The organism is uncultured Parabacteroides sp. (assembly GCF_905196875.1).
GTDB lineage: Bacteria > Bacteroidota > Bacteroidia > Bacteroidales > Tannerellaceae > Parabacteroides.
Map to the genome: position 1 here is coordinate 1 of NZ_CAJJWO010000065.1, position 20,374 is coordinate 20,374.

At 48.0% G+C, this 20,374-nt stretch carries 11 protein-coding genes; 8 read left to right on the forward strand and 3 right to left on the reverse strand.

The annotated features are described in order from the left end of the window. Positions 1-288 precede the first annotated feature (288 nt). Positions 289-1,944, forward strand: coding sequence for a glycoside hydrolase family protein (locus tag QZ076_RS17270; protein ID WP_293715239.1), 1,656 nt, complete (start codon positions 289-291; stop codon positions 1,942-1,944). Positions 1,945-2,044: 100 nt separating this feature from the next. Here the strand turns inward: QZ076_RS17270 and QZ076_RS17275 are convergent, their stop codons facing one another. Then, positions 2,045-2,605, reverse strand: coding sequence for an RNA polymerase sigma-70 factor (locus QZ076_RS17275; RefSeq protein ID WP_293715242.1), 561 nt, complete (start codon positions 2,603-2,605; stop codon positions 2,045-2,047). Positions 2,606-3,305: 700 nt separating this feature from the next. On the opposite strand from QZ076_RS17275, the gene QZ076_RS17280 reads away from it, so the two are divergent. The 7 genes from QZ076_RS17280 to QZ076_RS17310 all read left to right on the forward strand — a co-directional run bounded on the left by QZ076_RS17280 (position 3,306) and on the right by QZ076_RS17310 (position 16,800). Beyond that, entirely contained in the window at positions 3,306-4,154 is an 849-nt protein-coding gene (locus tag QZ076_RS17280) for a FecR family protein (protein ID WP_293715245.1), read from the forward strand. Between the two features lie 213 nt (positions 4,155-4,367). Further along, a complete protein-coding gene (locus QZ076_RS17285; RefSeq protein ID WP_293715247.1) occupies positions 4,368-7,742 on the forward strand; it encodes a TonB-dependent receptor in 3,375 nt (1,124 codons plus the stop codon). 22 nt (positions 7,743-7,764) lie between these two features. Then, on the forward strand, positions 7,765-9,624 hold the full coding sequence (locus QZ076_RS17290) for a RagB/SusD family nutrient uptake outer membrane protein (RefSeq protein ID WP_293715251.1): 1,860 nt from the start codon (positions 7,765-7,767) through the stop codon (positions 9,622-9,624). 29 nt (positions 9,625-9,653) lie between these two features. Continuing rightward, positions 9,654-10,142 (forward strand): hypothetical protein, encoded by a 489-nt coding sequence (locus QZ076_RS17295; RefSeq protein ID WP_293715254.1) that lies wholly within the window; start codon positions 9,654-9,656, stop codon positions 10,140-10,142. Positions 10,143-10,233: 91 nt separating this feature from the next. Further along, on the forward strand, positions 10,234-11,739 hold the full coding sequence (locus tag QZ076_RS17300; protein ID WP_293715257.1) for an endo-alpha-N-acetylgalactosaminidase family protein: 1,506 nt from the start codon (positions 10,234-10,236) through the stop codon (positions 11,737-11,739). Positions 11,740-11,773: 34 nt separating this feature from the next. Further along, positions 11,774-14,806 (forward strand): glycoside hydrolase domain-containing protein, encoded by a 3,033-nt coding sequence (locus tag QZ076_RS17305; protein ID WP_293715260.1) that lies wholly within the window; start codon positions 11,774-11,776, stop codon positions 14,804-14,806. 269 nt (positions 14,807-15,075) lie between these two features. Then, positions 15,076-16,800 (forward strand): endo-alpha-N-acetylgalactosaminidase family protein, encoded by a 1,725-nt coding sequence (locus QZ076_RS17310; RefSeq protein ID WP_293715262.1) that lies wholly within the window; start codon positions 15,076-15,078, stop codon positions 16,798-16,800. Between the two features lie 10 nt (positions 16,801-16,810). Here QZ076_RS17310 and QZ076_RS17315 read toward each other — a convergent pair whose 3' ends face one another. Both QZ076_RS17315 and QZ076_RS17320 read right to left on the reverse strand, forming a co-directional pair. Continuing rightward, positions 16,811-18,103 carry a tetratricopeptide repeat protein gene (locus QZ076_RS17315; RefSeq protein ID WP_293715264.1) on the reverse strand — a complete coding sequence of 431 codons (1,293 nt, stop codon included), beginning with the start codon at positions 18,101-18,103 and terminating at the stop codon, positions 16,811-16,813. A 71-nt stretch (positions 18,104-18,174) separates the two neighbouring features. After that, positions 18,175-20,319, reverse strand: coding sequence for an outer membrane beta-barrel family protein (locus tag QZ076_RS17320; RefSeq protein WP_293715267.1), 2,145 nt, complete (start codon positions 20,317-20,319; stop codon positions 18,175-18,177). Positions 20,320-20,374 lie beyond the last annotated feature (55 nt).

The following is a 20,374-nucleotide window of genomic DNA, read 5'->3' on the forward strand; positions in this document are numbered from 1 at the left end:
CGACCGTGAAATAAAATATCTTCGTTTGACAATCGAAGATGTCTCGGAAGGACGTGCCGGGCTGGGAGAGATATCCCTTTATTGATTTTCCGGACAGGATACCTGTCCTGTCCGGCCATCTTTATAGTGCTGAAGAAGCAATACAATAATACTGCGAAACCGGCACAGTAGTGCTGTCACCCTATAGAAACTACGCAAACCTTTGCGTAGTTTTTTTTCGTATAAGCGGCTGTACTCAATATATAAAAGTTATACATTTGAAGAATTAAAAGCTTAATTCTTAATACCATGAAACTCTATTCTTTATTTTTATGCGCATCAGCTGCGCTTTTGTTAAGCACTCAACATACGGATGCGCAGATCACCGAAAGACCGCGCCCGGCAGAATGGGATCACCTGGTAGAAGGTGCACGGTTTATGGATCGTTTTCTTCCTATGCCTGCCGGAAAACTAAGTAGTGACGTATGGGGGGCTAAAAATGTAATTCCCCGGTACGTGGACAACGGCATTGAAGACGATGTACGTTCCTACTGGGGAGGAAATATCCTGAAAGATAATATGGGACAATATCATTTATATGTTTGCGGTTGGCCGGAAAGCTCACCCAAAGGGCATATGTTTTGGCCGAATTCAACTGTCTACCATGCAGTCTGCGACAACTCCGTCGGCCCTTTTATGATCAAAGACACTATCGGCCCGGGGCATAACCCGGAAGCTTTCCGCCTGAAAGACGGACGTGTAGTCGTTTATGTCATCGACGGTTATTATCTGGCAGACGGTCTGAACGGTCCGTGGACATACAATAAATTTGATTTTGACAAACGCGACCGTCCTATCATCGAAGGTTTGTCGAACCTCACTTTCTCCCGCCGCGAGGATGGCTCCTATCTGATGGTATGCCGTGGCGGTGGTGTATGGATTAGTCAAACAGGACTTACCCCTTATAACCAGATCTCCGACAAACGGGTATATCCTCCGGTGAAAGGAGAGTTCGAAGACCCTGTTGTTTGGCGCGACCATGTGCAGTATCACCTGATCGTGAATGACTGGCTGGGACGCATCGCATTTTACCTGCGCTCGAAAGATGGTGTCGACTGGGTGACAGATCCGGGTGAAGCCTATATGCCGGGAGTCTCTGTCCATGAAGACGGAAAAGTGGAGGACTGGTTTAAATACGAACGTATCAAAATCCTGCAGGATGAATATGGTCGTGCTATCCAGGCCAACTTTGCAGTGATCGACACCCTTAAGCATGAAGACCGGCCGAATGATAACCATAGCTCCAAGAATATCAGTATCCCGCTAAATCCGGGACTGTTGTTGACCGTGCTCGATACGAAACCTGTTACAGCGAATACGAAAACAATCCGTGTCAGGATCGCAGCCGAAGAAGGATTCGATCCGCAAACGGATATCGATCCGGGCTCCCTGCGCTTCGGTGCCTCTACGGAAGTGAATTTCGGAAAAGGATGTAAAGTCTTAAGTACTGCGAAAGAAGGAAAAGACCTGATCGTCACTTTCGATGCCAAGGGCAACGGTATCACAGCCGAAGAGTTCGCTCCCAAGTTATTGGGAAAAACAACTGCCGGTAAACTGCTCTACGGATATGCCCGCTTGCCCTGGGTCAGTTATAACGATCCGATCCTTTCTGCCCGTATGCCTGTCTTTGCCACAGATGGCCGGAATATGACTGTCGAAGTGGAGAATTTCGGTCAGGTAACATCCAAACCTGCCGTGTTGAAACTGGAACAACTGAAGGATGGGAAAAAGACCCCGATCGGACAAACCAAACTCCCGTCTCTCGCTCCTTATGGGAAAACGAAGGTGACACTTTCCGGTAAAGCGGATTTCAGAAAAGAGGAAGCCTGCGATTTCATACTGACCATCCGGACAACAGATAATGTTGTCTCTACATTCAGTTTCCAGACAACTCCCGTTAAGTAAACAATACTCTTAGATATTTGAACGAAAAAGTCCCGGTAGCATTGTTATCTACCGGGGCTTTTCTCTTTTATTTGAGGCATTTTCTTTTATAATCTATTTATCATATCAGTTTGCGTACATAATTCTGTATCTTCTTGTAAGCTGTAGCCACATGTGCCTCCACCGTCTTTTCGGAAATATCCAGTAACTTGGCGATCTCTTTATGCTTCAGCTTATCAGACATGGCGAGCCTGAATACCTCCCTGCATTTGTTGGGTAGCGAGTCGATGGCGTTCTGAACTAATTCCCGGCGTTCCTGATCCAACAACTTTCTTTCCGGATCGTTGCCATCCGAGAGTATTTCTATATGGTATAACTCCAGCGAATCTTTCTCCGGCTCATTCGCTCTCCGTATATAATGCAGTGCCTGGTTCTTTACAGAAGTATATAAGTAGCTTTCAATGTTCTCGATTTTATCCAGTGTTTCCCGTTTTTTCCATATAATAAAGAATACATCGGATACTGCCTCTTCCGCCTGCTCTTTCGACGACAGGTAGTAAAATGCATGATGGAACAACTGCTGATAATACATGTCGAAGAGCAGACGAAAAGCCTTTTCGTCTCCCTTGGCTATATTATCGATCAGGGGTGATTTAGCGTATCCTCTTGTCCTAAATTTCATACGTTCAGAGTTCAGTGGTTTATCTCGATACTAAAGAAAAAAAGTAGTTTTTACAGGAGTAAATATACGGCTTTTCTTTTAAGTGAAGTTTGTTCTCTCTGTTTTTAATGAAATAATTAACGTGGAAATGTTTCTGTAAATCAGATGAATACAGGGTGTGTTGTGGCGATGAGCTATTATAATTCATAAGGCGAACCATTTATGTTATCCGGAAATTCCCCGTCCGGATAGAACAAAAAGAAAGCGTGGGAACTGCTGAATATACCTAAATACGAGGCTCTAGACTGCCCAACAGATTGATATAAACAACATACCCACGCTCTTTATTTGAATATACAATACACCTTATAAGGCAAATGTATGCATATAACAAAATAAAGAACATGAGCGTTTGTTGCCTATTACCCAATCTGTTTGAAATTGTCTAGATTTCGTATTTAGGATAATATCATTAACGCTTATGTTTTTAACATGTGAATGTGCCGCAACGCTTTGCTTTTTAAGCACGAAACAAATGTATATAAAAAAGCTGAAAGGTGTATCCCCGGACCTGTTATTTTATATCTCGTTTCTTTAAATGTTAAAAGTGAACTTCCTTATTAGGGTTTTTTCTAAGACCTGTCATCTATATATATGAATGGGATAATTATTATAAATAAAGAAGATGTCGGATATAAAAAACAGAAAAGATGAAGAGATTATGAGACGCATTCAGTTCAAGCCGGTAGAAACAGAACCGGATGTCGTCTACGATAAATTGTGGCAACGGATCATGAATTCAGATACGATTATAATGGGCGTATCTTCCGTCTGGAAATATGCATCCATTGCAGCATCGATCGCCTTATTGATAGTTTCTTCTTTTTTATATAAGATATATACCGAACCCAGGCCGTTGGCGTATATGGAGATTACTTCCATGGCCGGTTCGAAGACACGGGTACTTTTGCCGGACAGTACGACAGTATGGCTGAACGGTAATTCATATATCCGGTATCCCGAAGTTTTCGATCAGAATACACGGCAAATTGAATTGATAGGGGAAGCGTTTTTTGATGTGACCGAGAATAAGAAAAAACCTTTTATCGTAAACCTGGAAGGTATGCATGTACAGGTATTGGGTACGGAATTCAATATCCTGGCAGACGCAAACTCTGGTGTGATTGAGACCACGCTGATAGAAGGATCGGTTGCATTATTTAACGAACAAAACAGTAGTCCGACAGCCGACAGGATATTAGTTCCCGGCGAACAGGCACTATTTGACAAACAGAGTGGAAGTATCGAAGTTCGTCCCGTCAGGACCTCTTCTTATACTTCGTGGGTGACAGGTGACTTCTTTTTCGAAAAAATCACATTCGGAGAGATCCTTAGTGTTCTGGAGCGTTCTTTTAATGTGAAGTTTCATTTGAAAAATGAAGCAATAAAAGAGGTATTCCTAACAGCACAATTCACGCATAAGGAGTCACTGGAGGAAATCTTGTCTATTCTGCAAATCTCAATGCGCTATAAGTATGAGATAAAGGATAGGGATGTGTATATCAGATAAATAATTGTTGAACCTTAAAAATTAATTGAAGACCATGAACAGTACGTAAGACCGGTAAAAAAAATTGGGAATGCTACCAACATCCCCAATTTATGCTCTAAGCGCAGATCATTTAAGTAAACGGCAGCTACCAACTGCCATAAATAATCAACTAGATTTTGCAAATGTATGAATAAACATTTAATTAGAGTGTTTCGTGGGGCAAAAAGCTCTATGAATGAGGGAAATATTTCTCATAAGACACGCGATCAAGTTTTAAAAGTAACGAAATTAGCCTTATTGTTCCTCTTTGTTTGTATATGGGAAGCCACAGCATCTCTTTCTTATTCCCAGGTAACAAAATTGAACCTTGAAGTAAACGGAACGATTCTCCAGGTGTTGAAATCCATCGAGAACCAGTCGGAGTTTACCTTTGTCTACAAACTGGATGAAGTAAATCTCGAAGAGAACGTATCCGTCGATATGAAGAATAAATCGATTAATGAAGTATTGGATGCCCTGTTACGTGACAAATCGTTGGGATACCGGATTACGGACAGGCATATTGTATTATTTAAAAAAGAAGAAGTAAAGCAGCAGACACAACAAAACAATACAGTTGTGACCGGGACGATTGTCGACGACTTCGGTGAGCCCGTTATCGGTGCCAATGTCCTTGTAAAAGGAGAATCGGGTGTGGGTACGACAACAGATATGAGGGGGAAGTTTTCTTTAGACCTGAAAGATATCAAAGCCCCTGTATTGGTTATCTCCTTTATCGGTTATACTACGCAGGAAGTGGTAGTAGGCGGTAAGACAACCTTGAACATCACGTTGAAGGAAGACTCGAAAGCGTTGGAAGAAGTGGTTGTGATCGGTTACGGTACAAACTCGAAGCGTAATCTTACGTCTGCCGTATCTACCGTGGATGCGGAGAAGATCAAGAACGTACCTGTCCCTAATATCACAGATGCGTTGGCCGGACGTGCTGCCGGTTTGATCGTTACACAGGCAGGAGGTGGTCTTGGTAAAAAATCTACCGTTTCTATTCGTGGTGGTGGAACACCACTTGTTGTAATCGATGGTTTTGTTTCTCCTTACGAAGACTTTGTTAACTTGAATTCAGACGATATAGAATCCATGTCTGTCCTGAAGGATGCTGCCGCTGCCGCTGTTTACGGTGCCCGTTCCGGAGATGGTGTATTGGTTGTAAAAACAAAAGGTGGTTTGAAAGGACTTCGTGTCGACTACAGTTTTAACCAGAGTTGGAGTGAACCTACTTATCTGGAAGAAAAACTGAACTCATTTGAAAGAGCTTCCTTCGATAATACGGTGCGCGATATGTATGGGCTGGAAAGACGTTGGACGGATGATGAGTTGGAAAAGTATCGTACAGGTTCCGATCCGTATAATTATCCGAATGTAGACTGGCAAAAGGTAATGCTTCGTAATTATGCTCCGGAAAGTAAGCACTCCCTGGCCGTGCGCGGTGGTTCCGATTTCAATAAGTACTATGTCTCTTTCCAGGCCTACGATCAGGGCTCGATGTATAAAGGAAGTGCTGAAGATTATAAGCGCTATAATCTTCGCATGAATGAAACATCTGAGTTTAAAGACATAGGATTGACCTTAAACTTCGGAGTAGACGGATATATAGAAAACATGAAAACACCCCGTTCACAATATTCCAGTAGCTATTGGCATACATGGGGACATATCCAGAATAAAAGCCCGATGGAGTTAGATAGAAATCAAGACGGCCAAATCTATATCGGGTATGATAATCCGTTGGCGGAAATCTCTTCCGAGTCAGGATATTATAAATCTGATTTCAAGATGATCACAGGATTATTTAATGCTGAATGGAAAGTTCTGGGCGTAGAAGGTCTGAAGTTGAAAGTGAGCGGTAACTATCGTTTTGGAATGTCGGATAGTAAAAACTGGACAAAGACAGCTCCACAATATGACCTGGAAGGAAATAAAGGGCCTGATTATCCGGTCAGCCTGAGTTATAATACGGGAAGTTATCGTCAGTGGACCATGCAGTACTTTGCAGATTACAGTCGTTCCTTTCTGGATGAAACACACAATGTATCGGCTACTATCGGTTATGAACAAAACTATAGTTTTTACAGAGGATTTAATGCCTTGCGTAAGAATTATATCTTTATGATCGATCAGTTGGGAGCTGGTCCTTCCGATACCATGGAAAATGGGGGTAGCGAAGGCGAAGCCGGGCGTGCCGGTCTGGTGGCGAGAGCTTCTTACAATTATAAGAAGAAATATTATATAGAAGGTTCCATGCGTCATGATGGTAGCGACTTATTTCCGAAAGGTAGTCGCTGGGGTAACTTCTATGCCGGATCAATGGCCTGGGCAGTATCGGAAGAATCTTTCTTTCAGCCTTTGAAAGAACGTAATATTCTGAACTTCTTTAAACTGCGTGCTTCTTATGGGGAGACTGGTTTGGACTCCGGAGTAGGATCATTCAGTTATCTGACCTCTTACGGACTTACTGAAAGAGGTTATGTACTCGATGGAAAGATTGTTCCGACGTTTAGTGAAGGAGCGTTGATCAGTGATGATATTACCTGGTACACCCGTAGTACATTCGATATCGGTTTCGATTTCAATACACTGGGTGAACGCTTGGCCGGTAGTTTCGACTATTTCTATATGAAAACGACAGGTTATCTGACTTCTCCCTCGAATGTGGATTATACAGATCCGCTGGGTCTTTCTTTACCGAAAGTTAAATCGAACGGAGAGCACCGTCGTGCAGGTTATGAGTTCAACCTTTCCTGGAAAGATCATTTCGGTGACTTCAACTATGAGGTAGGAGCCAACTTTACTTATTTCGACCAATTAGTATCGAGCGCCTGGGAAGAAGATTTAGCCAGCCAGAAAAACCCATATAAACGTGCTGTTCAGGAAACAGGATACTGGGGTACCGGATATACGAACCTCGGATATTATAAGAACTCCGATCAGGCGATGAATATGCCTCGCCGGGATGGTTCGACCAACCTTGTTGCCGGTGATATTATCTATAAGGATATGAACGGTGACGGTATTATCGACGATAACGACCAGTGGCGTATCGGTAAGAATAATTTCCCACGAGGTAACTATGGTATCTATGCAAACCTTTCTTATAAAGGCTTTTCTGCCAATATACTGTTCCAGGGAGCCACCTCGCGCGATATGTATCTGGATGACGTAGTACGCGGACAGTCTACCGGAGGTTATACGATCGTTTATCCTTATCAGCTGGATTACTGGATGCCGGATAATACGGATGCGAAATACCCGAGAATTGCAATGAACTCTAACGTAAATGGAAATAACAACTATGTAACATCCGACTATTGGCTGGTGAACGGACGTTATATCCGTCTGAAATCATTGCAGTTCGGCTACGATTTCCGTACGAAGTTACTGAAGAACGTTAAATGGCTCTATAAGTGCCAGGTCGTATTAAGCGGACAGAACCTATTTACAATCTCGCCTGCAACGAAATATGGTTTCGACCCTGAAAACGGTAGTACCAATAACTACGACTACCCGGTGCAACGTGTGTATTCAGTTAGCTTGAATCTAGGATTTTAATCACTAAATAAAGAATTGACTTATGAAACTTAAAAATATAGTATCATTAGCATCCTTATCCGTTTTACTTGGAATTACTTCCTGTAATGTATTGGATACTCAGCCCTTTGAAACGTATGATGAAGCCACCGTATGGGGATCTAAATCGACGGCTGATGCTTTTGTTACCGGAACGATGAGTAATATAATGTATGGCTACATCAACGGAAACCAGACCACCTGGGAAGAGCGTACAAGTAATGCCGTGCATTCAAACGGAGGAATCGGGTTCGTTCGTGAGCAGTTAGATCGGTATAATGGTGACGGAGGTTTCGGAGATTTCGGAAATATCCGTCGTTGCAACCTGATCTTGGAGAAAGCTGCAGAATATGCAGGACAAGGCCTTTCGGATGCAGAAGCAAAAGACCTGATCGCTAAGGGCAAGCTGTTGCGAGCATTATTGTATTATCGTCAGGCCCGTACAATGGGACGTTTTGTGTGGGTGGATCGCGTATTGGCTCCTGCCGATACGGCTAATGCCGGCTTGATGATGCCTACTACGAAGACAACAACCGAAAGTTACACCTATATCCTGAATGATATAGATGCAGCTATTCCTGACTTGCCTACAGCCGTAAAGTCCGGTGAAATATCCCGTAACATGGCTTATGCCTTCAAATCGGAGATCGCCCTGCAGGCTGCCGCTTACGAAACGGATGCTACCAAAAAGAGAGAGTTGTTGAAAGCCTCCATCGCCGCTGCCGATGCAGTAGAAGGTGCTTCATTAGCTTCCGATTTCGGAAACATCTTCAACGAGAAAGACCGTTATTCAAGCGAGATCATCTTTGCTATTTACCGGGATAAAGCCAATACGAACACAGATGCAATTGCCCCTTTACAGAACGTAATGCCCAACACCAACAACGACAACCTGATCAAGAACGGATGCGGTCCTTTATTCGAGACAAACGGCGGACAACCTTTCATCGGCTGGTTATGGTGGGCTCCCACGCAGAACCTGGTAGACGCTTTCGACGTGATCGACGAAGCCACCGGGCAAGGCGTTCCATGGACCGAGTCGTCCCAGTTTAAGAATAATATAACCCTTACCCAGGGATCAGCTCCTGCCTGGGCTATCGAGCAGGAAAAGGCGGAAGTATTGTTCTATGGCAATGCAAAAGGCGATAAGCCGGTCAACGAGATCATGTACAACAACCGTGACGCCCGTTTCTACGGAACATTCGCTTACGACGGCTGTACCTGGTGGAATGAAGATATCCATATTACCGTCAACGGTAACCTGTGGCGTAAAGCGAACGGAGGCTTAGGCCCTCACATGGGGCTGACCAACTACTACTGGAAGAAAGGCGTATACAACGTAGAGCCCCGTGTATTGGCCGGTACACCGACCGACTACCACTACGTAGTGACCCGTTACGGACGTGTTCTGCTCAATAAAGCCGAAGCAATCCTGTGGCTGGCCGGAATGGGCGAAGGTAACTATGCCGATGCAGTCGCCATCTGTAACCAGACCCGCACGGTACACGGTAAACTGCCGGCCAAACAAGTGAACAACCTGCAGGAAGCCTGGAACTTCTACAAACAGGAACGCCGTTGCGAACTGCCGATGGAAAACGACTATTACTGGAGCTTGCTGCGTTGGGGTAAACATGGAGGCCCTGCCAACAACGGAACCACTCCGGGCGGAAAGATTGCCGGATTTACAGAAATACCGACTTACGTAGAGATCACGAACGACCGTACCTCTTTCTACGTCGGTAAAGTAACGCACGGTGATAATGATATCCGCGAGTTCCGTGAAGACCGTCGTTACCTGCTTCCTATCCCGCAGGGACAGATCGACCGTAACCCTAATTTAGGCCCACAGAACCCGGGTTGGTAATCGATGATTAATCATTAATACAAAGAAGTATGAAAAAGAATATGATAAAACTGGTGAAGAATAGTCTGTTATTAATGCTTGTTTTGGTATGTTCCTCCTGTCTGCAAGGAAACCTGGATGACCTGCCCGCATTCGAAGAAGCCGATATCACAGACGTGAAGTTTGATTTTCGCTATAAAGATCCGACAGACGTGTGGATCGACGGAGAGCCGGTCGTGAAAGTCGTGACCCTCACTGTAAACGATAAGGTGATCAATGCGGACGCAGGAACGATCACTTGTACGGTATCAGTTCCTGCAGCCGACGGCCCTTTCACGGAAGCGATCCGTGGTACTGTTGCACTGACCAATCTCGTAGGAAAATTCAACCTCTCCACAGCGGCAGTCATTGCCCCGCAGGACGGTGCCCCTACATTAGGTACACCCGGTGACTTTTCTACTACGCGCAGATATCTGGTAACAGCCGCCAACGGTACAAAAAAAGACTGGACTATCCAGATCACCGCTTTGAATAAGTAACTATATTTATACCCTTAGATCTGAAATCCTGAGGCTGTCCGACCCTGTATGAGGACGGACAGCCTTTTTTCTGCAAATAAACGAATGTAAAATGAAGAAGATGAAGAATACTCAGTTTTGGTTGTTATGTTTGGTATGCCTGCTTGTCAGCCCATCCTTATTCTCCCAGGGGCTATCTCAGGCGTCGTGGCGGAATATCTCCGGTGAGAAATACGACTGGACGAAGACAATGCGTCCCGAACAACCCTACATGCACCCGTATCATCAGATGCAACTGATGAAGATCATGCTGTCCTATCCCGACGAAAAGGGAGATCCCGTTCTGTGTTATACCTTCGAACAAGTTCTGTCGTTGGTTAAACAGATGGATGCCGTTACGAGAGGGATACCTAAAACCCTCTATCTCGTAGGCTGGCAATACAAAGGACATGACGATAAATACCCTGCCTGGTTTGAAGTGAACAACACCCTGAAAAGAGACTGCGATGCCACCGGCCGCGAGTCGTTGCTGTGGCTGGCCGAAGAGGCGAAGAAATACAACACCCATATCAGCGTCCACGTCAATATGACCGATGCCTACGACGACAGTCCCCTGTGGAACGAATACTTCGCTAAAGGTTTCATCTCCCGCAACACCGATGGCACCCCCATGCAGATAGGCGTATGGAACGGACGCAAAGCCTACCAGATATGCTATAAAAACGAGTGGGAGAGTGGTTATGCCGTAAAGCGTATCGATGCCTTACTGGAGCTGCTGCCTTTTCTGCAGGATGCCGGATCGATCATGATCGATGCCTTCTTCGTACGTGACAACCCTTATGAAAAGATCTCGTGGGAAGAAGAAGAAAACTACCAGCGAAGGATCTTTCGCTACTTCAGAGGGAAAGGAATCGATGTTACGCACGAGAGCTTCAACCGCCTGCGGGAAGGCAAAGACCTGTTCATCGGGCTGACCCCGTGGTACCTGTGGTTCGAAGCGACAGAAGCGGACTATATGAAATACCCCGCTTACCTGACCACCGGAGGGGCTTCCTACCTCTTCGCCAGGCAATTTCCCGACCTGACTGAAGAACAGCTCCAACTGGGCTTCCTGTTCGGTATGAGCGGCCGGGGAGAGGATTGTTTCGGTAACCTGGAAAACGGTTCGTTACCCGACATGAACTGGATCGACAAATACCGTTACCAGTTCTATACCGGAACGCTGCCTTATTTTTACCTGAACCGTTACAAGCGGGAGAACCTGACCGGAAAAGGTACGAACCGTATCGCCTATTATAACGACGACCTGACCGTCTCGCTGAAAGACTCGACCATCACCCACCATAAACGGTTGTTGCGGGATCACGACGATCTCTTTATGCCCGTACTCTGGCGTGCCGGACGCGAATATATGGCCTATTCCGTCAAGGGTTACGCAGATAAAAGTTGGCAACTACCTACCGACTGGTCGGACGTATACAGCGTGGATATTTATAAAATAACCCCTTCCGGTATCTTCTATAAAACAACGATTACCTGTGGGGACGGAATCCTTCGCCTTTCCTTAGAACCGGATGAAGCCGTATCTGTATTCCCGTCCGCCGGACGTTATAAATAAATCCGATTTGTAATACCTTGTAAAACAAAAGCCCATGAAACAATCATTGCTGTTTATATTGTTGGCCTGGCTGGGTCTGTCATGCATACAGAACAGTCCACAAGCCCCATATCCTTACGCCGTAGCCGGTAACCCCTGGAATGAGGCGTTAGGGAACCATCGTGCCGTACTCTCTGTCGATAACCCGGATGAAGCCGTTATGCTTTCTTTCGACTGGCGACGTCCGGACCAGGATGTGGAAAACCGTCGTTTCCTGATCGTTCATGCTGAAACCGGCGACACTATCCCCAACATCCGCCGGATAGCGGTCGACAACGAACAATGCCGACTCGCCTTCGGTCCGGTCAAAGCGAAAGGTACTTACTATTTCTACTATCTGCCTTACCGTGTACAGCCGGGATGGGGCAATTATCACCGGGACTATTATCCGCAGGAAGACGCTCCCGATCCCCAATGGTCGGCAACCTCCTCGTCTGCTGCATCACTTCCCCAGGCGACAGTGGTCCGTGTAGAATCGCGTACCGAATTCGATAGTTTCTACCCGATGGAAGTTATCGCTACGGAAAATGAGAAAGCGAGTTATCGTGAACAAAACCCCGGACGCTTCCTCGTCTTTCCCGAAGACCGAACCTTCCCGATACGCATGAAAGCCCATCTCCCTTATAAATGGCTGCAAGATACAGATCACTCTGCCTTTAAAGGAACGGCCATGCCGAACGAATACTATGCTTTCCAACTCGGCGTATGGGCCGGTAAACAGCCCCTTCAGAGCATCGTTTATGAAACCTCCGGCTTGAAAAGCGGTAATAATATCATCCCTGCAACAGCTATCACCTGTTTCAATATGAGCGGTGTAAGCCCTGTAGGAAAACCCTTCACCAAAGAAGTGAGTGTTGATGCGGATGCCGTTCAGCCTCTCTGGTTCGGTGTGGACCTGCAAGCAGATCAACCAGCAGGTACCTACAAAGGAACAATTGTCCTTACCGACGAAACCGGATATGCCGTCCCTGTCGGTATCGAACTGAAGGTCACCGGCAAACCTTTGGCCGACCGGGGAGATAACGAACCCTGGCGACATAGCCGTCTGCGTTGGCTCAACTCTACCTTGGGGATTACCGATAAACCTACCGTCGGTTATACCGATCTATCGCTCGAGGCGAACAAAGTCTCTTGCCTGGGACGTACCGTCGGCCTGGATATGCAAACCGGCCTGCCGTCTTCTATCGATTCCTGGGGACACGAATTGCTGGCTTCTCCCATACGTTTCATAATCCGGACGAATGCCGGCGATAAGAAACTGAACGGGACCCTCGTGCCGTCCGGACAGTCCGGAGGTAAAATCTCTGCCACCTGGAAGGCTGAAGACGCCGACCTGTTGCTGACTTGCCAGGGTACGATGGAGTTCGACGGCTGGATCAACTATATCTACTCACTATCTCCCAAAAGAGATTTACAAATCAAAGATATCCGCCTCGAGATCCCCATGCTGACCGAAGCAGCTCCTTATTTCATGGGCTTGGGATTACCTGGTCAGGAGACTCCGGTTAACTATGCCGGCGGTTGGGAAACACAAGGTAAGACAGTGCACGACTACGCCGTATCCATCCCTACTTCTAAAAGTACCTCCTGGCTATGGCCTTTCGACAGCTTCTGGTGCGGTTCCGAGAAAGCCGGTATCCATTGCGAACTGCGCGGAGCTTCCTACACCGGGCCTTTATTGAACCTGTACCGTCCGGCTTATCCTGATAGCTGGTACAACAAAGGTAAAGGTGGTTTCCGCATCACCCGTAACGGCAACCAGACCGTCGCAACTGCTTATAGCGGCGAACGAACCCTGAAGGCTGGCGAGAACCTCACGTTCGACTTCGCCCTGCTTATCACCCCGGTAAAAGAGATCGATCCCCGGAGCCAGTTCACCGACCGTTATTATCATAACGGTGGAGCACCTACTCCTGCACAGGAGAACCTCGACGCCGGCATAAAGATCATCAACGTACACCATGCTAACGCGCTGAATCCGTTTATCAACTACCCCTTCATCACTGCCGGTAAGATAAAAGACTTCGTCGACGAATGGCACGCCAAAGACTGTAAGGTGAAGATCTACTACACCATCCGTGAGCTGACGAACGTGGTCCCTGAGATATGGGCCCTGCGCAGCCTCGGCGACGAGATCCTGCAAGGTGGTAACGGTGGCGGTTTCCCCTGGTGCCGGGAACATTACGTAACGGACTATACCCCTCAATGGTACCAGCACCTCGACGGGCAGGGCTTCGGCATTGCCGCAGACGCTTCCGTCCTGACGGCTACCGGTAATTCGCGTTGGTACAACTACTATATCGAAGGCCTGGCCTGGCTGGTGAAGCACACCGATATCGACGGCCTCTATCTGGATGATGTAGCTTTCGGTCGCGACATGCTGAAACGTATGCGTCATGCCATGGACGATGTGAAGCCGGGCTGCATCATCGACCTGCATTCGAACACCGGTTTCTCTCGTGGTCCCGCTACCCAGTATGCCGAATACTTCCCTTACGTGGATAAAGTGTGGTTCGGCGAGAGTTTTATGTACGACGAGATGTCGCCTGCCAACTGGCTGGTGGAAGTCTCCGGTATCCCCTTCGGACTGATGGGCGACATGCTGCACGGCGGTGGCAACAAATGGCTGGGTATGCAATATGGCATGACCGTCCGCCAACCCTGGGTGACGGAAGGTGTCTCATGCGATCCCCGTTACATCTGGCAACTATGGGACGACTTCAATATCATGGATGCACAGATGATCGGCTTCTGGGAAGACACCCCTGCTGTAACCACTTCGGATAAGGATGTGAAAGTGACAGCTTATGTGAATAACGGAAAGACCTTGTTGTCGATCGGTAATTACTCTGGTACGAAGAAGCAAGTGAAGCTGACGATCGATTGGAAGCAACTGGGTCTCGATCCTTCTTCCGTCCGTATGGTCGCTCCGGCTGTAACCGACTTCCAGGAAGCACAGGAATTCACCCCCGGTACCCCGATCCCGGTCGATCCGAAACGGGGTTGGTTGATTATCCTGTCCGAATGATGCGAATAGTTCACCGTCTGCGGATAGACCTCAGAGCCACAGGTGGTTGGACTATGCGAACAATACTGTATACTGTTTATATCTTTACTTAGATAAATATTTATCCTCACTTAGATAATTTTTTATTCTTCTAAAGATAATTAATTATCTAAGTAAAGATATAAATATAGTACAGCGTTGTAAAGGAGGTCTTACCACTACTGTATGAGAGGTGTCATCACCCTCGTATAGGTAGTAGCACTATTTATATATACAAACAACTTATCATCATGAAAGCACTTTTCTATATTCTTACATTATTCCTCTTCCTCTCGTGCAGCACGCAGGGTACGCTGGAGAAGATAGACATCCAACTGGACAAGGAAACCTTGAATCCTGTGCGAAACCCCGGTGAACGGGGAACTATTCAGATCATAGGGATTTATTCCAATGGCAAGACGATTGACATTCCCTTGTCGGAAGTCGCTCTGGCCGTCCGTACGGTCAGTGCCAGCGGTAACGTCGAAGTGATTGCTTTATCGGGCGACCAGCTGATCCCTAAAGATGGCGGACTAGCTGAGATCAGCGCTGTCTACCAAAACGACGGAGCGACCTACACAGCCACAAAGCAAGTCGTTGTAGCCCCTTACTACCGTGATTATCACCAGACCCTGGTGCTGAAACTCTTTGTCGGCTACGACGGTGAACTGAACGAACCAGACCCGAATAACGTGATCTTTCAGCATGAAGATCCATCCCGTCTGTGTACGTTCGGCGAAGCCCTGGATGTCGTGAAGCGGATAGACAACCTGACACGCGGTATCCCCAAGATCATCTATCTGGTCGGTTGGCAGCGGGGTGGTCACGACCACCTGTATCCGGACTGGAGTATCGTCAATCCCAAGTTGAAACGGGAAGAAGACGCCACCGCCCTTGAAAGCCTCCGCTGGCTGATCCGGGAAGCCCGTGCCTACAACACGACTGTCAGCCTGCATATCAACATGGTCGATGCTTTCGAGGAAAGTCCCCTGTGGGATACCTACATCAAAAACGATATCATCGCCCGTGATGCCAACGGTAATCTGAAATCCATCTGGGAATATGTCAAGGGCCATAAAGCCTATCACCTGAGCTATACGAAAGAATGGGAGAAAGGCTTTGCTAAACGACGTATCGACCGTCTGATCGATATGATCCCCGAACTGAAAGACGGCCATACTATCCATATCGATGCTTTCATGGCCTACTGGCAACCGGAGAACCGTCCGTTAAGCCCCTGGCATGCCAAGCCCGAGAACGGAGGTATCGACATCTATAAGGAGGTGGAAACCCAACGAAAAATCTTCAAGTACTGGCGTGAGAAAGGCTTCGACGTCACGGGCGAAGGTATCTTCTGGGCGCATCCTGCAGGTGAAGGATTTGTTGGCTTGCAACCGATGTCCTGGTGGTTCCCGACGGATATAAACTTCCAGATGCAGATACCCGAAAGACTGTCTGCCCGCGGACGGACGCACCGTGACGGACAAGGCGATTTCCGCTTCGGTTCGAGCATGCAGGGTGAAGAGATCCTACAAAAAGACCTGGAAAACATGCCGGGCTTCCTGTCGCAGTTCTGCACTATGACATTACCCTGGTATTACCTGAGCCGCCTGGATCGGGTTGCCTTTATCGACGAAGCCCTGTATTACAGCAATGGTGTCGTTGCCCATGTGGAGGACGGAAAGAACGTCATCCGTAAAGGTAATTTCATCCTGCGTGAGAACGATAACCTGTTCGTCCCTGCCCTCTGGAATGACAACGAGATCATCGCTTATTCCGGTGACGGATACGAAAGCCGTAACTGGCTGATGCCGGAAGGCTGGGAGAAGGTAGGTTCGGTAGATATCTATTCCATCTCCATGAACGGATCGATCTTGATACAATCGGCTGTCCCTGTACAGAACGGCCTGTTGATGCTGACCCTCGACAAAGAGGAAGCCGTTTCGATCGTTCCGGCAGGGCAACCGCTTCGATAGCAGGGAAGGGTCATTCCCCTTTGAAGAACTCCTCCTCCCTGTAATACTGCAACCTCTCCTCGGCGGCATCTTTCAGTTTTTGCATATAGCCGGATAGCTTTTCGCGATGGCTGATGCTGTTGAGGAAGAGCTTGTAGTATTTGACGGCATTCCTGTTGTCCTTCAGTATATCGTAAGCATAAGCGATATGATTGAGGGTGACGGACGATTGCGGGCTATAAGACAGGGAGGTCTTCAATGCCACGATCTCTTCTTTCAACTCACGGCGCATGACGAACCCTTTTGCCAGTGTGTTATACAGGGAGAACATCAGCGTGCTGTCCGGTAGGATCAGCCGGATCGCCTTCTCCGTAGCCTCGATCCCTTCGGTGGCATATCCCGGCATTTCAATCGCTGCGATACCCAGGTAAGTGAGTATCTGCGGATTCTTTTCCTTTGCTTTCTTATTGGCCTTGTCCAGGCATTCGTAGGCTTTCTGCAGGCTGTCGTTCTTCAGATAACAAAGACCCAGATAATAGTTTGTGTTGGCTGTGTTATCGCCCAGTTGCGAGAGGTTACGGTATTTCTCCAGGGCCTCCCGGAACTGCTCTTTCTGGAAATAGGCGAAAGCATTGACCCGGTTGACAGGCAGGTTCAGGGAATCCTGTCCGATGTACTTGTCGGTATAACGGATCGCTGCATCTACCGAATCCATCTCCAGATAAAGGTTCGACAGGCGGAGCACCGCCGCATAGTCCGACGAATCCCTTTTCAGTGCCAGTTCGTACAGATAGAGGGCGGAATCCGGTTGTTCCGTTTTCCCGTAGCAATCGCCCAACAGACGCAGGGCATATTGTGTGGTGTCTCCGGAAAGCATCGTTTCGGCAAGGGCTTTCGCTTCTGTGTATTGTTCGTTGCGGAAATAGAGCTGTCCCATTTTTGTCCGTATATAAGTATTTTCGGGAGATAGCTTCAACGCCTTTCCGTATTCTTCCAACGCTTTGTTGTCGCTGTTCTGCATCAGGTAACAGTTGGCCCGTTCGATGTAGAGATGCATGTTCAGCGAATCCGCTTCGATCATTTCATCCAGCAGGCGGATTGCTTCACCGTACCGGTTCAGTTCCTTGTAGGCTGCCAGCTTCTTCCGTTGCAGGTCGGGAGAGAGTGAATCCAGTCGGCCGATAAGGTCGATCGCCTGTTGGTAGTTGTAATTGCTTATCGCTTCCTCGACGGCGTGCAGAGCATCATCCTGCGCTTGTACCGGAGAACCGTATGTGCACAGCCAGCAAAGGATAACGAATAAATAAAGGTTTCTTTGTCGCATATTATGTTAGTTTTGAATGTAGTGTCGTTGGTAGGGGCGGTTCGCGAACCGCCCTTACAAGGCCTGTTATTTCAAGTCCCGAACCGTGACGTATCCACCGCCTTTACCTTCTTTTCCTTGTAGCTGCCGAAGCTGTAACGGATTGTCAGCAAGACCGAACGGTTGTCCTGAAACAGTTCCATGCGGCTTTTCTGACCCTGCTGGTCGATGTGGGTGAGCGGCTTTTGACTGTTCAGCAGGTCGTTGCCTTTGAGGGTCAGGCGGAGTTTCTGTTTGGGAAGCGTCCATACCAGGGCGGCATCCAGGCTGTAGAGCGGGTCGATATCGTAGATGCCCTGGATGGCCGGGGAGCTGTAATCGCCACTGAGGTCGAGCGAGAGGTTTTTGTCGCGGGTCAGGAAGATCGTGTTGGTCAGCATGGCACGCCCGAAGAGCTTCTTCCGGTCGAAACGGACATCGACCAGCATCCCTTTGTCGTGGATACCGAAGCCCATCAGCGTCAGCCGCGAACTAAGCACCTCGCCGGCACGGAAAGGAACGACCGCCATCAGTCCGAACATATTGTGCGTATCCAGGTTGATCGTATGGAAGACCGATTGCAGGCGGTCGGGCGACTGGTACGACATCTGTTGGATCTTATCCGGCTGGAAATTGGCGAAGGCCCCGAGCACATACTTGTTTTTGAGGATATAGGTCAGTTGCATCGAATAGTTCAGCTCCGGTTTCAGTTCCGGATTGCCTTTAATTACGCTGTAAACATTCATATAATAAGTATTCGGTGTAGTAGCCCAATAGGAAGGATACTTCCGGTTGCTCGATAAGGAGAACTGCAACATGTTGGAGGGATCGATCCGGTAAACGACCGACAGGGCAGGGAAGAGGTCCGCCTTGTCCCATAACGTATTTTTCTTTCCCGCCGAGTCGATCGAAGCCTTGTAATACCGGACGGTCAGCGAAGCATCCAGCGTCAGCTTCTTCCCGAACGAACGCGAGAAACCGCCGAAAGCGCCGACCGAATGCTCCCTCTGCGTCAGGTCGAATGTCCCTTCGCGCTCTTCCGTGTTGTCGAGCAGTGCTTCCGCCTTGTTGTCCGTCCCCGACAACGAAGCCTCCAGTCCGTAGGACAGTTTCCACTTGCTCGCGGTAACGACGAAATGGTTCAGGTAGATATTGGCCCGTTGTGTCTGCTGGCGGCTTTCGTTGCGCCTGTCCTGGTCGGTGTCGTCTTCAAAATTATTGACCAGCTCCTGCAACGATTTATCTTTGTAGAAGGTATAGTCGATACCCGCGTTCAGGTTCTTATGACCGTTGTAATCGATCCGTACACTGTGCAGGGAAGTCGGCCCGGTCGTCCTGCTGGCGGTGTTTACCGTTTCGATGCCTGTGAACTCCGTCCGTCCGCCCCGGTGGGAAGCGGGGCCGTCCTGTACATACCGTCCCGTGTAGGAGGCCGAGAGTTTGTCCTTGTTGTCGAAATCATATTCGAAAGCACCCCGCAGGTTGTGGGCGATACTTTTGTTTTCCGACCAGTTCTTTTGCAGGATATCGTACCTCTGTCCGCCGACGGTCGGTTCCGCATGCATATTTTCCGTCGAGCGGCTGTGTCGGTAACCCGTCGAGTAGGAGAAATCCGTCGTATATTTCTTTCCCGTGTACGACAGGTTCATCCTTCCCGAAGGAGAGAAATAATACCCCTGTTCTCCTGTCAGCGACACTTCTCCTTTCAGGGTATCCTTCAGGCTCTTGTCGTTCTCGATGATTAGGTTGATGGAGGCACCCTGTACACCGTATTGCGGCGGAGTACTGTACATCACCTCCACCTTTTTCACTTTCGAGGAAGGGGTCGCCTTCAGCATGTCGGCCAGCTGTTCCGCTGTCATGCTGCTTTTCCGGCCGTTGATGATGATCGTCGTGCCCGATGTGCCGAGCAGCGAGATATTGTCGCCTTTCTTTTCCACGCCCGGCAGTTCGCCCAGGACATCGAACGCATTGTCCACCGGTTTGCTTTTCATCAGGTTGGGAATGTCGTACTGAAGTTTTCCCTCGGTCATCCTCACCAGCGGACGTTCGGCTTTGACGAATACCTCCGGCAGTTCCAGCGTGATGCTGTCGTTCACCAGGATCGTTCCTTTGCCGTCGGTCTGCTTTTGCGCCGATAACCGGGCAGGCAGGGGGAGCAGGCTGGCTATCAATAACAGGTAATAGATTCTTTTCATGTTCTTGTGCTTTTCGTGATTTTTATACGAAAGGTAGAAAGGGCCCGGAACAGTA